Origin of the sequence: Chitinophaga sp. S165 (genome assembly GCF_003182155.1) — a bacterium.
In the GTDB taxonomy this organism is placed as follows: domain Bacteria; phylum Bacteroidota; class Bacteroidia; order Chitinophagales; family Chitinophagaceae; genus Chitinophaga.
Window position 1 is genome coordinate 2,046,054 of sequence record NZ_QGTG01000001.1, and the last position, 15,991, is coordinate 2,062,044.

Consider the following 15,991-nt stretch of genomic DNA (forward strand, 5'->3'; position numbering starts at 1 on the left):
CATGAAACGAATCTTACAATTGGTAGCCCTGGTATCCTTTACCAGTTCTGCCGCCACAGCGCAGGACCTTGCCTATAAGATCCCCGAAAAGGCTTTCTCTGTAGTGTCAATAAAAAGCAATCAGCTGTTCCAACTGTGCCCCGCCAACGAATTTAACAACAGTACTTTGGGAAAGAAATTCCTGGAGAAATTATCTGAAACAGCCAATGAAAACTACAAAAGCATAGAAGAGCTGGGACTGAACCTCTCTGCCAATGCTTATTATTACTACCAGGTAACTGACAGTATCAATCATCACGGGCTGATCATCCCCCTTACGGATGCCAGTAAGATCAATGCCCTGTTCAGGAAACATGCTGACAGCATCCAGCACATAAACGGCATCAGTGTGTTGCAACGCCCTGACCAGAAAACAGTGATCGCCTGGAACAACCAGATGTTGTACCTCACCTATGGTTCACTTAACAGCTACTTCTTCTCTGACTCGGCCCATGCTGCCAAATATGGCAGTATAGGAACTGTATACGACGACTATTCCTACAACGATGTGGCTGTTGACACCGTGGCTGCTGCTACTGTTGAGGAAGAAGTATTGGCTGACAGCGTAGTAGTCGAAGCGCCGGTTGTTGAAGCCCCTGTTGTTGTTGAAGCCCCGGTTGTGGAGGCCCCGGTAGAAGCCCTGCCACCGGCATTACCTGAAGACTCCACAGCGGTGGTATTTGACTACGGCGCTGACGAAGGAGTACCTGCTGAAGATCTTCAAGCACGTGAGGAACGAAAAAGAAACAGGGACAGTCTCACCATTTCCTGGCTCACATTATCCACCCAGGAGATCTTTAATAAAAGCAGCTCCGCCCCTTCCATTCTGAACAATCCCGGCTACCTGCGCAGTGCAGATAACAATGCCATCGCCTCTTTCTGGATGGCCGATATACAAAGCGTTTACAGCACCTTCTTTCCTTACAAATATTTCATGAAGTACGGCGGTAACTTCCTGCGCGGCTACGGCAACGTGAACGCCAGACTGTATATGGATAAAGAGAAGATCCGCATGACAGGTGAAATGGGTCTGAATGCGGAGAAAGCGGCCTCTTTCGCGAAGATCTATGACCACAAGCTCAACAAGAAATTCTTCAAATACATTAAAGGTGATAGCCTGATCGGCTTTATGAGTTATGCCTTTAACACTGAGGCCTATATGTACGAGATGCCTAAATTAATGGGCGGCGCTTACAGTTACAGATACGAAGAAGAAATGGCTCTTGTAAGCGATCTTATTACTGTAATGCTGGACGAAAAAGCAATTGCCAAAGTTATTAAAGGCGATGCTCTTTTCCTCCTTACCAATCTCCGTGAGCGCCAGGTAACCTACCAGTCATATGAATACAACGAAGAGACATTTGAGTACAAGGATACCGTGAAGACAAAAACCGAAACACTGCCCGATTTTCTCATTATGTTTTCTTCTGACGATCCCCAGCTGATAGAAAGACTGTTGCAATACGGTATCAGGAAAGGAAAGATCGTGCTCGGAAACGGCATTTACAGTATCGAGCAATCACGAAAGAATCCCTTCAATCTGCACCTGCTCATCAAAGACGGTATTGTGTTCATCAGCTCTTCCCTCCAGGACATCACTCAGATCCAGGATGGCTCATTCAAAGGCAATGTTGACAAACAACACAAAGAGCTGCTGACCCAAAACAACTTTACCATGTTCTTTAGTCCTAAGAGCCTGGGAGCTAAAATTCCTGTACGCGAGCTGGGCGAAGCCGGCGACAAAATAACTAAGCTCCTCGGCGGTGCAGGGAACGTATACATCACTTCCGCAGCCGGCAAAGACGGATACATCTCCATGGATATGACCGCCGATGTACCGAAGGAAAAGGAAAATGCGCTGAAGTATTTCCTGGACCTCGTGGAGGATATGGCGCATCTGAAATAGTGCAGCCCTGCGATCAGCACGCTAAACATATAAAGCAATAAAAAGTAAATTCCATTCATATCTTCTGATTTAAAGGGTTTATAAAATATTGTTTCATTCATGCCTTTGGGAAAGTGGAAAGCCATGCTCCCAAAGGCATTTTTCATTTCTGGCAACATCAGTAATGCAATGTTAGGAAAGATTTCAAATCGATTCCGACCAATGTATACAGGACGCAAAATCATGTATACAGGACGCAAAAATGAGGGTACAGGACGCAAAACGCTGCACATGAACTTTTGATGATATTACCAATGTCCGCTAGTTCAAGGACCCATTTCACCTTCATTCTTCCTGGGTTTAGGTTCCGATCATACAAGGATTATACAAGGCTTATCTTACGTTCATCTTACGTCTTTGAACGTAAGATGAACGTAAGATAAGCCTTGTATAATCCTTGTATAGTCCTGATTCATTGGAAATTAACAGCTACTATAAGCCGGAAAAACCCTGCATAGCAGCCAGGTCGAAATGCCAACTTTATCGGGACTAAAATTATCCCTTGTCAACCAAAAGCAGGTCTGACATATAGTTCATATTCGCATAGTACCCCCCGCCTCTATTAACCAAAACTTTTGTATTTTCCACCTCGTAGGGGAACAACTAAGCATGCACGCTCACACATATAGCGATAAAGAATTATTCCGGTTAATCTCGGAAGGCGACGAAAATGCCTTCCGGCAGCTGTTCCATATATACGTACCCCAATTGCAGCCATTAGCCCGGCATATCACCAAAACCGATGCGGTAGCAGAAGATATCATCCAGGAAACATTTCTGAAATTATGGATCAGCCGGGATAAACTACCGGAGATAGAAAATCCCCGTTCCTGGCTATTAAAGATCGTTTTTCACCAGTCGTTCAGTTACCTGCGGCGGCAGGCGGTGCATGATAAGGCAATGGGCATACTTGGGGCCGGAGAGGCGGGACAGGATCTTTTCACGCCTGAGATCAATCTGGCCTATACAACAATGGTAAAGCTGATCGGCGACGCTGTACAGCAACTTCCTCCGCAGGCAAAGCGCATTTACCAGATGAGCCGGGAAAAGGGCATGAAGATCCCGGAAATAGCGTCAGCACTGGCACTTTCTCCCAGCACGGTAAAGAACTCACTCGTCAGGTCCCTGCAAACAATCAGGAATTACCTGCAACAGGCAGGGCACCTGCTTCCTTTCCTGCTGTTATGGTTGCTTGAATTATAAGCACTTGTAATTATTTTAATTTTTTTTCACTTCCGATAGGTCCTTTTCTTTCCCTTATGCGTCTGTTGTAATGAAGGCCAGTTGTTCCGGGGGGAACAAAGACCACGTTAGAAGAAACAAACCACGTTTAAAACTGATTTTCAGTGAATGACCGTCTATCATACCTGATAAACCAGGTGTTACATCATTCCGCTACCGAAGCAGAATGGAAAGAGCTGTCCGAACTGCTGGATGCAGACGGTGACGGTCTCATTTCCAACCGCATAGAGGCGCTATTAAAACAGGATATTAAAGGCGGTAATACGCCTCATGACCATCAATACTGGGACACGGTAGCCGACAGGATCTTAGGGGCTGATAAGCCAGCGGAAATGCCATTAAAGGCCATTCGCGGTAACGGCAGATGGCGCTGGGGCGTCGCTGCCTGTATTGCACTGCTGTTACTGTCCGGGAGTACCTGGTACATCATGCAACGTAAGATCATCGCACCTATTACCCGCATTGAGCAGGAGCAACCGGACGTCCCTGCCGGTACCAACAGGGCTTCGCTTATACTGGCAGATGGTACCGAGATCCCCCTGGATAGCTCCATTAACCACTCATTGGCGCAGCAAGGCAACACCCTTATCAGTAAACCCGGTAACGGCCGGCTGGCTTATCAGTCAGGGTCTGTCCTATCCCGAGACATCCCTTCCTATAACACCCTGCGTACTCCCAAAGGCGGCCAGTTCCAGGTACAACTGCCTGATGGCAGCAACGTGTGGTTAAACGCCTCCAGCAGCCTGCGCTACCCTGTCGCCTTCACCGGCGACACAAGAACGGTGGAACTGAACGGGGAAGCCTACTTCGAAGTTGCTCCCGATGCAGCGCAGCCATTTATTGTGAAAGCCGCACATACCGACGTACAGGTACTCGGCACACAGTTTAACATGATGGCCTATGATGACGAAACAAGTGTGAAAACCACCCTGCTCACCGGTGCTGTAAAAGTCAATAACAGGCGATTGTATCCCGGACAGGGCGCCATTACCAACAGGCAAAGCGGACAGCTCTCCGTACAGGAACATGTCAATACAGAAGCTGTCATTGCCTGGAAGAACGGCCTTATGCAACTGGAAGGAGAAGACATTCATGTCGTGATGCGGCTCATTGCCCGCTGGTATGATGTCACCGTAGTTTATAATGCACCCGTTAACGCGCACTTCAGAGGCATCATTCCCAGGAATGTACCGCTGTCGCAGGTGTTAAAGATGCTGGAAATGACAGATGAAGTACACTTTAGCGTAAAAGACAAACAGATCATCGTTTCACCGTAGCATCCACTTTGTCAAAAACAATAGTATGAGTCCCTGAGATCCTTTACCCGGCGACTATTTCTTTACTTTTATAAACCATACGACCGTATGCAACTGATGTCTTTCTCCGAAAGCAATATGATCTGCTTTGCCCGGAGCAAAACAATTCCACGATTACCAGCAAAACTATTAAAGGCTATGAAATTAAAGCTGCTTTTTGTCATGATGATCTTATTGCAGATACCCGCATGGGCAAATGCACAAACGGTCAGCCTTACCCTGCGCAACGCGCCGTTGAGCAAAGTTTTTAATGAAATACGAAAACAGACGGGATATTCTTTCCTGTATACGGACGAACAATTGTCCCAGGGCCGTGATGTGACCATTGATGTAAAGAACGCTTCGCTGCAACACGCGCTGGATGCCTCTTTCAAAGACCAGCCACTCTCCTACACCATTTCCGACAAGACGGTTGTTGTAAAGCGGAAACCGGCTCAGAACGTGCCGCCACAGGCATCCGCCGACAAGGAAGTGAAAGGCACCGTCACCAATGAAAAAGGCGAACTATTGCCTGGCGCCACCATCCAGGTGAAAGGCACTTCCAGGGGCGTGGTTACGAATGAACGTGGTGAGTTCAGCATCAGTGTAGCTGACGACAATACCATTCTCGTTATATCCTCACTTGGTTATAATAAGCAGGAAATACCTGTGCGCGGCAGGCTTCAGTTGCCCGTTACACTAACAAGCTCCGCGTCCAGCATCAGCGAGATGGTGGTAGTGGGTTATGGTGAACAACGGAAATCAACGCTGACCACTTCGCTCACAACGATCTCTAACGCCGACTTCCAGGACCAGCCCGTGAACAGGCTCGACCAGGTACTGCAGGGAAGAGCAGCGGGCGTACAGGTGACCAACGCTGCAGGTTCTCCCGGCGGCGCTGTAAGGATACGCATCAGGGGCGCTAACTCTATCAATGGCGACAATGGCCCTTTGTATGTAGTAGATGGTTTTGTCGGTGCGGAATTCTTCTCTATCAACCCGGACGATATAGAATCTGTACAGGTACTGAAAGATGCTGCGGCTACCGCTATCTTCGGTAGCAGAGGTGCGAACGGCGTAATTATCGTCACAACAAAAAAAGGAAATAAAGGCGGATTGAAAGTCAACTTTACCACACGCCTGTCATCAGCTACTGTCATCAAAAAAATGGACCTGCTTAATGCAGCTGATTTTGCTGAAACAGCTAATGCACATGCGCTTGCGGTAGGTACCACCCAACCTTTCACACCGCAACAGATCAGTGACTTCCGTGCAAAGGGAGGAACAGACTGGCAGGATGAGATCTTCAGGCGCGCTCCGGCACAGGAGTATCTGCTAAGTCTCTCCGGAGGAAGTGACAAAACCGGGTATTTAATATCCGGCAACTATCTTGACCAGGACGGTGTGATCAACAATTCCTATTACAAGCGTTATACGTTACGTTCCAATATTAACTCAGCGCTGTCTTCCAGGGTTTCCGCCTTCCTGAATATCACCGGCTCGTATAGTACAGCGCAGAATGTAGATATCCCGGCTGATGGTCCCAGCAGTCCGCTGGCACAGGCCATTACCTGGTCGCCCACCGTACCTGTCAGGAAAGAAGACGGCAGCTTTACTATTACAGATCCTGTAGGTTCCGTATTCTCTAACCCTGTTGCACTCACTGTCGACCGGCTGGCTGTAACAGACAGGATGCTTGCTAATGCGATAGGCGGTTTCAAATTCGAAGTACTGCGGGGACTTACTTTCAATATGCAGTATGGCGTCAACTACCTGGAATACGAGAACAAGACCTTTGCAGGCAAAGCGACGAACGCAGGCAGCGCTACCAGCAGCCTCCGTTCCAACAAAGAGATCAGGTTACAACAAACCAATACGCTGAATTATCGCAGAACATTCAACGACATACACAGCCTGGATATTACCGCCGTAACGGAATATCAGCAGGCTACCTACAATTACCTTGCTGCAGGTGCATCTAATCTTACCTATGAATCATTCCTGTGGAATAATCTTGCACTTGGTACACCTGGTAGTCCATCGTCCGGGTATACCAAGTCAGGATTGTTCTCCCTCGTAGGACGTGTGATCTATGGTTACAAAGACAAATATCTTTTCTCCGCAGCATTGAGAAGGGACGGTTCTTCCAAATTCCTGGGCAGTAACAAGTACAGCTATTTTCCTTCCGTTTCTGCCGGCTGGATCATTTCCAATGAGCCGTTCATGCAACAGGCAGGACCGATCAGTAACCTGAAGTTGCGCGGTAGCTGGGGATCAACAGGCAGTCAAAGTATCAGTGCCTACAGTACCTTTTCTTCTTATTCCAGGATGATCGCATCATTTACTAATTCCACTTTCCTGAACGGGATCGTATTGGGTAATATTGGTAATCCGGATCTGAAGTGGGAAACTACAGAGCAAAAGGATCTAGGCATTGACGTGGGTTTTCTGAATAACAGGATCAACTTCACTGCCGACTACTTTATAAAAGATACAAGGGACCTGTTACTGAACGAAAACCTGCCGATGTACCTGGGCGGCAATGCCATTACGAGGAATGTAGGCGCTGTACAGAACAAAGGATTTGAGTTTTCGATAGAAGGCAATGTGATCGAAAAGGGGCCTGTTACCTGGAATACAGCTTTCAATATTTCCTTTCTTAAAAACAGGATCCAGACCTTAGGTGCGGGCAAGAAACTGATCTTCGATCCGACAGACAGAAAGATCGGTGGAGGCATGTCTCCTCAATCTGAATTTGTGATCATGCCGGGACAGCCACTGGGAGCCATCTGGGGACTTACCTACCTCGGAACCTGGAAACCCGGCGATACAAAGGCTGAAGAATTTGGCGCCGTACCAGGCGATGCGAGGTACCTGGACGCAGATAACAGCGGTACGATAGACGCGGGCGATTATAGTGTGATCGGTACCGGTATTCCACGTATATCAACAGGTTGGAACAACACTGTCAGCTTCCGGGCATTTACACTTAACCTGCTGTGGCAGGGTCTTTTCGGATTTGACAAACTGAACTACAACAAAGCGGCAGCTATGTATTACGGTGGTGATGCAAGAGAAGCCACTTCCGTTGATATTAAAGACCGGTACATACCTGGTGTGAATGAAACATCCGATATCCCGGGATTCAGCAGTACCAACAGGAACTTCACGCAGAGTACCAGGTTCCTGGAGAAAGCAGATTTCCTCCGGTTGAAAAATGTCAGCCTGTCCTATGATATCAGGAAACAACAATTGAAAAATATTGTAGCAGTAAAATTATTCCTGAGTGCCACTAACCTGTTCACCATTACCAGTTATAGCGGGTTAGACCCCGAGGCTAATTCATCCGCAGGGGATATCAGACAAGGTATAGATTTCGGCTCCTATCCTAATGCCAAGACCATTACAGGCGGTGTTACACTGAGCTTCTAACACATTATTTTATGAAAAGAACATTCCACATGAAAAAGATATACATGATCGTTTGCCTGTTGCTGGCAGCAGGATGCAGTAAACAGCTGACGGAAGACCCCAGGGGACTGGTAGGCGGTTCTCAGGCTTTGAGCAGCGTAGCGGGGCTGGAATCGGCGCTTACGGGCGCATATGGCAGCCTGATGGTACCCTGGAACAGTGGCTTCACTACTGTTTCACAGATCGCGATGACAATGGGCGCTGATGATCTTACCACGCATTCAGGTTCTAACAAAGAAGAGTTCAGGGAGTTTGACCGCTTCAACGTATCATCGCTCAACAGCAGGATGAATCCCATCTGGCTGGGATGTTACAAAACCATACAATCTACCACCAATATTATCAATAACTATGAGCAGGTACAGGATGGTACCACTGCAACAGTGAATGCAATTGTAGGTGAAGCCAGTTTTCTCCGTGCATTGTGTTATTACTGGCTGACTAGGTTATGGGGAGAAGTACCTGTCATTCCTTCTGAAAACTATACACCAGACCTGCTGACATTAGGTAAAAGTGCGCCAGCCGAAGTTTATAAACTTATTGAGGAAGATCTGAAGCGTGCAGAGGAAATGGTGCCTGATAAGAAACGTGATCCGGGAAGACCTGGCAAAGGTGCTGTAAAGGCATTACTGGCAGATGTATACCTGACAGAAGCAGGCTGGCCGCTGAAAGATCAGTCAAAATATGCATTGGCTGCAGCAAAGGCGAAAGAAGTGATTGATAATAAAACCACCTACAATTTTGAGCTGTACCAGGACGATTATCTGAAGATATTCGCAGGTGGTACTACAGAAGATGTTTTTACTTTATTCACCCGCGGACAATGGTCTACGTACAACTCTTTTTATGGCCTGTCTACCATGCCGGAAAACGAAGGGGGCTGGAGTGATTTCTTTCCTGAGTTGAAGTTCTTCCGTAACTATCCAGCCGGCAAACGCAAGGATGCAACGTTCTCTACACAGTTTGTAGTAAAGGGCGATACTATATCCTGGCAGGAAACTACAACCGGGCATCCGTACTATAAAAAATTCACGATACAATCGGGCGCTAAAGATGTGTACATGTCCAACAACCCGGTGATCATGATCCGTTATGCCCATGTATTACTGATATATGCGGAGGCGCAGGCACGGGCAACGGGCACTCCTGATGCACAGGCATATGCAGCAGTAAACGCAGTAAGGCTGAGAGCAGGACTGGACGTATTGCCGGAAGGTTTATCAGGTAATGATTTTGCGGCAGCAGTTGTGCAGGAACGTGCATGGGAATTTGCAGGCGAATGGAACCGCTGGTTTGACCTGGTAAGGCTGGAGCAGGTAGAGGCGGCAAACCAGGACAAAGATCAGGGAGATCTGAAACCAACAACTGCGATCACTAAAAAACAATACTGGATGCCTATACCAGGCGCTGATGCAATAGTCAATCCGAACTTATAGAGTATTTAACCCACGTTTAAAATTTCCGTTATGAAAAACATCTCAACACTTCTCGTGTTGCTGTGCTTATTGCTATGCAATAAACTCAGCGCACAATTTATGCTCCTTGACGACATGGAGGGCAATGGCCCCTGCTCGGGGAGATGGGCTTATTATGCCGGCAATACTACCACCGGAAAGGTGTTGTTCGGCGTTCCTAATCCCGCGCCGTCAGCAGTTAATCCGAGTCCGCTGGTGGCCAAGTTCATCAAGGATACCAGCTGTTTTGAATACATGACAGCTGGTTGCACACTGACCGATTCTTTCGATCTGAGCACGAACAGCGTATTTAAGATGCTTGTGTATGCCAGCACAAAAGATGAGATCATGTTTAAACTGCAGCCGGGAAACAACTACGGCAAGGCGGTATATTTCACGTACAAAGTTACCCAGATCAATCGCTGGGAAGAAGCTACCTTCAACTTCCAGAGCGTAAAGAACAGGACTGACCTGAACCGGGTAGAAGTCCATTTCATTGATGGCAAAAAAGCCAATGGCATTCTGTATTTCGACCTGGTGCAGGCGCCTAATCCGACGAACATTACCATTTCAGGACCTAACATTCCTATGGGACAGGAGGATGGAAAAGTGATCACCGCCAGGGTGAATGGCACCACGTTCAAACCCGCACTGACACTTAGCAACTGGACATCTTCCAATTTACCTGCCGGCGTTTCTATCGGCAGTGTGCAACGTTTAAATGACACCACCGCCACTGTTACGCTGAGTGGCAATTCTGCTGATAATTATTCCACTACCAGCTTAAAACTACTTGTATCAGGACAGGAACTGACCACTGCCAATGCTGCTTCTTATCCGGCGAAAGGCACTGTTACTTTTGACGGCAATCCAAACTGGACGATGGTGTATGGAGATGAATTCAATACAGATGGCAAACCTGATCCTGCGAAATGGACGGTAGAAGCACGTCCTAAAGGATGGATCAACGGAGAGCAACAGGTCTATACAGATACAACACGTAATAACGCAAGGGTACGTGACGGAGAACTGATCATCACCGGTAAAAGAGATTTCCCTACAGGTGACAGCACTGCGCCATGGTCTTCCGCACGTGTGATCTCACAGAACAAAATGGACTTCAAATACGGCAAGGTAGAAGTAAGGGCTAAACTTCCACGGGCGCGTGGTTCCTGGCCTGCTATATGGCTGATGCCTACAACGAGCACCTATGGTGCATGGCCGAAAAGTGGTGAGATAGATATCATGGAACATGTAGGGAATAACTTCGGTACTGTCCTCTCGACCGTGCATACAGAGAATAACAACTGGACCAATGGCGGACATCTTTCAGCATCGAAAAAAATAATGGATGCCGATACCGTATTCCATGTGTATTCACTGGAATGGTCGCCGGACTCATTGCGTTTCACCTATGACAGCGTGAAGTGTTATACGTATGTAAATCCGCATACAGACTGGAAGGACTGGCCGTTCGACCAGAAGTTCCATGTGATATTGAACGTCGCTATTGGCGGAGGGATGGGCGGTAGTATAACACCGGCAGACTGGCCGGACAGCATGACGGTAGATTATGTGCGTATTTATCAGAAGGGACTTGGTACACCGAAACTTGATACGATTATAGTGACGCCGGCAGATATCAAATTCATCGGCGGTAAGCAACAGCAATATACAGCGAAGGCACTGGACCAAAATGGGCAAGCCATGGCTATTACACCGGTGTGGAGCATCACAGGTAATGGCAACAGCATTACCAGCGGGGGATTAGCTACGCTGGATACATCGGGCGTGATCACGGCTACCGCAACGGTGAATGGCATTACGAAATCGGCCAGCACCTATGCGAATCTGCGTGCTGCTAATTATAAACCGATACCGGCAAAGATACAGGCAGAACAATTCGACAATTCTAATTCCTGCTGTACAGAGCCGACATCAGATACCGGCGGTGGTGCTAACGTCAGTTATATTGGCAGCGGTACCTGGTTTGAATATGATATTGCAGTACCACCAGGCAATACAGATTACAGGATACAATTCAGGGTGGCAGTCAGCACCGCTACCAGTCTGAAGATACAATTGGATAGTGTAACCCTGCAAACGGTTAATCTTCCGGTATCGGGAGGATGGCAGAACTGGGCTACTGTAACGTCTGCACCTATTACGTTAAGCCCCGGCAATCAGACCATCCGGATCTATTCTAATAAAGACGGCTGGAACTTCAACTGGCTGAGCTTTGTACAGGACAGTTCATCAGCACGTACTGCAGCGTATGCAGTGCCTGTTGTTACCAAAGAAGAAAGACTGCTGATCTATCCTAATCCAACATCCGGACAGGTAACAATAGATCTGAAAGGCAAGCAATACAAGGTTGTTACATTGCTGGACATACAGGGAAATGTGATCAGGCAATGGGGCGTGAGAGCGGGCGAGAAACAGCTCTCAAAAGATCTTGGGTTCCTTCCTGCAGGCACTTACTTCCTCCGGTTTGACAGGCAGCAAACGTTTAAGTTCATGAAACTCTGATCCGTTGTTATTTATAAAACGAAAGAGGGACCGTGTTATGCGGCCCCTCTTTCATTAATATAGATGTCTTATTATTTCTTGTGAATGCTATATAATCTGCCATTATCAGTAACAGCATATAAGTTACCATCCAATCCTTCTACAACATCACGGAAACGCTGTTCTTCTTTTGCCAGCAACATTTCCTCTCCTACTACTTTATTATTTTCGATCACCAGTCTGGCGATGTGAATGCTGCTCAGTCCACAGATAAAGAGGTTGTTCTTCCATTCAGGAATGTTCTTACCAGAGTAGAAGGTCATACCACTTGGAGACAGTACCGGATCCCAGTAATAGACAGGTTGTTCCAGTCCTTCTTTCTGCTGGATACCTTCTCCTACTTTATCGCCTTTGTATTCTATACCATATGTAATGGTAGGCCATCCATAGTTTTTACCAGCTACGATGTGGTTCAGTTCATCTCCTCCTCTCGGGCCGAATTCAGCTTCCCAGAGATCGCCAGTTTCAGGATGGAAAGCAAGGCCCTGTACGTTACGGTGACCATAGCTATAGATCTCAGGACGTGCATCCTTCTGACCTTCAAATGGATTACCAGCAGCAGGTTTACCATCTTTAGTGATACGCAACACTTTACCCAGCGCTGAATTCAGGTGCTGTGCCTGTGGCCTTGTTTCGAGGTCAGAACGCTCGCCGGTGCTGATCACCAGGTTACCATCCTTATCGAACAGGATCCTTCCACCGTAATGCAGTGTCCCTTTATATGCAGGAGTAGCGCGGTAAATAACGGTTGCGCCTTCTATGCTTTTTTCGTCAGCAGACAGTTTTCCTTTACCTACAGCTGTTAAGTTACCTTCAGGCAGTGGCTCAGAGAAAACCCAGTACACGATCCTGTTAGTGGCGAAATCGGGGTCTACCCTTACACCCAGCAAACCACCTTGTCCGGCGTCGTTCACTTTAGGCAGACCAGTGATAGGTGCGCTTAGTTGTCCGGCAGTAGTGGCGATACGCATAACGCCTTTCTTTTCTGTGATGAGCAGCCTTCCGTCCGGCAGGTTAGTGATCCCCCAGGGGGCATCCAGTTTATCGGTTAATACGGTACCCTCATAAGGAGTTTTGGTTTTCACACCGGCAATACGTGTTTGACCTGCGAAAGCCGGTTTATAGTCAGAATTTGCGGCTTTAGTTTCCACAGGACCAAGTGCGCTGTCGGTGGCAGTGGTATCTGTTCCGTTATTCCTGGGCTGGCCGGATGGCGAGCCACAAGCTGCGAGGGCCAATGTCGCCCCGGCGAGAATAGCCTGAATGTATGTTTTCATGCTGTTCAATATAATTCAAAAATTTGATTTACACCAGTAGTGATATGTCGGACGGTCGTTAGCAGGGATCAGGGATTGGGAAGGAATATCTTAAACTCAGTTCCCACGCCGGGTGTGGAAGTAAATTGTATATCCCCGCTTAACTTCTCTACGGTTTCCTTTACAAGATAAAGGCCCAGTCCGGAGCCTTTTGATTTTTCTGATACCCTGTAAAACATGTTAAAGATGTAAGGGTGATAATCTTTGTGGATCCCTATGCCATTATCTTTAACATTTATCAATGCACCATCGGCCCCTGCCACCACTGTTACTTCAACGTATGGATCCGGCCTGGCCGGATCATAATAACGCAGTGAGTTAGCTATCAGGTTACTGAGAATGATAAGTATCCTGCTTTTATCGGAGCAGAAAGCCCCGTCTTCTTCTATATTGATCCTGATCTCGACGTGTGAGTTTCCGGTACTGGTAAATTTGAGACTGTTCCTGATATCTGTTAACAAGGCGGAAAAGTTAACGGGCGTTCTCTTTACTTCAAGCCGGGCGTTCCTGGAATAGTCGAGAATGTCAAGGATAAATACGTCCAGTTTTTCGATACTGCTTTTCATCATGGAGAGGCTCTGTATGAGGTCATCATCGGCCGTTTCAGTAGCAGTAAAGTCGATCAGCCCGAGGATAGACCCAAGCGGTGCTCTGAGATCATGGGAAACGCTGTAAACAAACCTGTCGAGTTCCGCATTTGTTCGTTTCAGTTTATCATTGGCGTCTTCAAGCTCCTTCCTGTACCTGATCTCATCCGTAACATCCCTGAAGTTTGCGATGTACCCGTCTATCACGGCTTCTCCGAGATGGTTGGTAGCCACGCCTTCAAGCCATACCCAGGAACCGTCTTTGGCGCGGAAGCGTACTTCAAAAGGAAGCGGCGCATCCGGTTTGTTTGTAAGGGAGAACAGCGAGTGAGAAATAACACCTTTATCATCGGGATGGATGTAGTTCAGCACAGAGGTGCCGACAAATTCTTCCATTGCGTAGCCTATTATACGACCGATGGATTCTGTTGCAAATGTATATTCGAGGTCTTTATTGATGATAACGATCGCATCGTTTGAGTTTTCAAGGAGGGTACGCAATTTCAGCTCACTATTGGCCAGGGCTGATTCGGCTTCTTTCCTTTCTGTAACATCGGACGCTATACCATCTATGCGGATCAGTTTACCTGATACATTGAGTGTTGGCCACATGCGTATCAAAAGCCATCTTATACGGCCATCCTTATGACGGATACGGTATTCCACCTGGGTAATCTCTCCCATGCTCAGACGCACATTACTTTCATGTGCAGCTTTTTTATCTTCATCGACAACCAGTGAGAACCAGAGGAACGGATCTTTTGCGAACTCCTCGGGACCATAACCATATACCCGTGTGCATGCAGGTGATATCTGTAGCAGGTTATTATGCTCAAGGTCTACAGAGAAGAACACTTCGTTCATTGTGTTGAACAGTGTTCGCAGTTCAATGTTGGCATCAACGATCGCTCTTTCGGCCAGTTTAATATCCGTAATATCGATCGTAACACCGATCAGACTTACGGGTTCACCCGTTAATTTATCCTTCACCACTTCTGCTATCTCCCGTACGATACGCTGCTGGTTCGCATCTCCCGCACGCATGATGCGATATTCAACATCATAGCGTCCGGTCTCCATATAGGCTTTATTCACCTCTTCCTTCATAAACTCTCTGTCGTCGGGATGGACCAGTTCTATATATTGTTCGTAGGTTATTTTAGTAGTAGCGGGATCTATTCCCAGCAGGTGGAATAACTCATCGGACCAGTAGTTCTGTACATCAGACAGGTCTCTCGTTGCAGGTACGTCCCAGCTCCCTGCCTTTGCTACGCTCTGAATTGTTTTCAGGTGTACGGTTTCTCTCAATGTTTTTTGTTCGCTGAGAACGATGTTCCTGCATGCCTTATTTAACTTGTCGGCGGCATCCAGTATAGCGCCTTGTATATCCCCATTTCCTGCTACAGGTGACGCTTCGTCACCGAGTATATTCAACGCCTCCCATAAAGTATGATAGAGCTCATCCAATGTTCGCGGACCTTCTGCCTGTTCAGAAGGTCCCGGCTTAACAGACGTGGCGGCATCCAGCAGGGCGTTCAGTTCATTCAACAAACCGGGATCGAGCGGCAGGTCACTGCCGGCAAGATGTTTATTTAACAGATCCTCTAATAGCGCATTCATATGACATAGTTGTATCCGGATAGAAAATGTTTTCAGCGCATATGTCAGGGGTTGACAACCTCTTTCAGCTTATCGGCCGTAAGCGGTTTATTCAGGAACTGGCAAACATAAGGGTTATTCATGGCCAGCTCTCTGTCTTCGGGCAACAGGGAGGATGAAAGCATCACGATGATACATTTCTTCTTCACTGATTCCGGCAGCTTCTTGTACTCTTCAAGGAAGTCAAAACCGTTCATTCTTGGCATATTGATGTCCAGGAATATCAGGTCAGGCAGTGCGTCTTTGTTCTCCTGGTTTTCCGACAGATACCCCAGGGCATTCACTGCTGAATCAACAGGCAGGACCTCCCTGGCGAAAGCATGTTTAGTAAGCACTTTTTTAGCCAGGAAACGGTCAATTTCCGCGTCGTCTACAACCATTACCTTTTCGTAGTTAAAGCTATTGCTATCCATTA

At 47.3% G+C, this 15,991-nt stretch carries 9 protein-coding genes; 6 read left to right on the forward strand and 3 right to left on the reverse strand.

Going from position 1 to position 15,991, the window contains the following annotated elements:
- The first annotated feature begins 1 nt into the window (after window position 1).
- From C7475_RS07405 to C7475_RS07435, 6 genes are all read left to right on the forward strand, one after another.
- The gene (locus C7475_RS07405) at window positions 2–1,945 is read left to right on the forward strand and encodes a DUF4836 family protein (protein WP_110052658.1); all 1,944 of its coding nucleotides are present in this window, start codon (window positions 2–4) and stop codon (window positions 1,943–1,945) included.
- A gap of 648 nt (window positions 1,946–2,593) precedes the next feature.
- Entirely contained in the window at window positions 2,594–3,187 is a 594-nt protein-coding gene (locus C7475_RS07415; protein ID WP_110052660.1) for an RNA polymerase sigma factor, read from the forward strand.
- Between the two features lie 143 nt (window positions 3,188–3,330).
- Entirely contained in the window at window positions 3,331–4,503 is a 1,173-nt protein-coding gene (locus tag C7475_RS07420; RefSeq protein WP_110052661.1) for a FecR family protein, read from the forward strand.
- A gap of 177 nt (window positions 4,504–4,680) precedes the next feature.
- Window positions 4,681–7,953 (forward strand): TonB-dependent receptor, encoded by a 3,273-nt coding sequence (locus C7475_RS07425; protein WP_158286442.1) that lies wholly within the window; start codon window positions 4,681–4,683, stop codon window positions 7,951–7,953.
- An 11-nt stretch (window positions 7,954–7,964) separates the two neighbouring features.
- The gene (locus tag C7475_RS07430) at window positions 7,965–9,428 is read left to right on the forward strand and encodes a RagB/SusD family nutrient uptake outer membrane protein (RefSeq protein WP_199236181.1); all 1,464 of its coding nucleotides are present in this window, start codon (window positions 7,965–7,967) and stop codon (window positions 9,426–9,428) included.
- 30 nt (window positions 9,429–9,458) lie between these two features.
- Window positions 9,459–11,975, forward strand: a complete 2,517-nt coding sequence (locus C7475_RS07435; RefSeq protein WP_110052663.1) for a family 16 glycosylhydrolase — start codon at window positions 9,459–9,461, stop codon at window positions 11,973–11,975.
- Between the two features lie 71 nt (window positions 11,976–12,046).
- Here C7475_RS07435 and C7475_RS07440 read toward each other — a convergent pair whose 3' ends face one another.
- The 3 genes from C7475_RS07440 to C7475_RS07450 form a co-directional block, all read right to left on the reverse strand.
- Window positions 12,047–13,291, reverse strand: a complete 1,245-nt coding sequence (locus tag C7475_RS07440) for a PQQ-dependent sugar dehydrogenase (protein ID WP_110052664.1) — start codon at window positions 13,289–13,291, stop codon at window positions 12,047–12,049.
- 68 nt (window positions 13,292–13,359) lie between these two features.
- Window positions 13,360–15,537 (reverse strand): PAS domain-containing protein, encoded by a 2,178-nt coding sequence (locus C7475_RS07445; RefSeq protein WP_110052665.1) that lies wholly within the window; start codon window positions 15,535–15,537, stop codon window positions 13,360–13,362.
- A 44-nt stretch (window positions 15,538–15,581) separates the two neighbouring features.
- Entirely contained in the window at window positions 15,582–15,989 is a 408-nt protein-coding gene (locus C7475_RS07450; protein ID WP_110052666.1) for a response regulator, read from the reverse strand.
- Window positions 15,990–15,991: the final 2 nt, after the last annotated feature.

Excerpts from the sequence above, each read along its gene's own strand:
- C7475_RS07430 (WP_199236181.1), top strand. The coding sequence starts at position 7,965 with ATGAAAAGAACATTCCACATGAAAAAGATATACATGATCGTTTGCCTG.
- C7475_RS07450 (WP_110052666.1), bottom strand. The coding sequence starts at position 15,989 with ATGGATAGCAATAGCTTTAACTACGAAAAGGTAATGGTTGTAGACGAC.
- C7475_RS07415 (WP_110052660.1), top strand. The coding sequence starts at position 2,594 with ATGCACGCTCACACATATAGCGATAAAGAATTATTCCGGTTAATCTCG.
- C7475_RS07445 (WP_110052665.1), bottom strand. The coding sequence starts at position 15,537 with ATGAATGCGCTATTAGAGGATCTGTTAAATAAACATCTTGCCGGCAGT.
- C7475_RS07425 (WP_158286442.1), top strand. The coding sequence starts at position 4,681 with ATGAAATTAAAGCTGCTTTTTGTCATGATGATCTTATTGCAGATACCC.
- C7475_RS07440 (WP_110052664.1), bottom strand. The coding sequence starts at position 13,291 with ATGAAAACATACATTCAGGCTATTCTCGCCGGGGCGACATTGGCCCTC.
- C7475_RS07435 (WP_110052663.1), top strand. The coding sequence starts at position 9,459 with ATGAAAAACATCTCAACACTTCTCGTGTTGCTGTGCTTATTGCTATGC.
- C7475_RS07405 (WP_110052658.1), top strand. The coding sequence starts at position 2 with ATGAAACGAATCTTACAATTGGTAGCCCTGGTATCCTTTACCAGTTCT.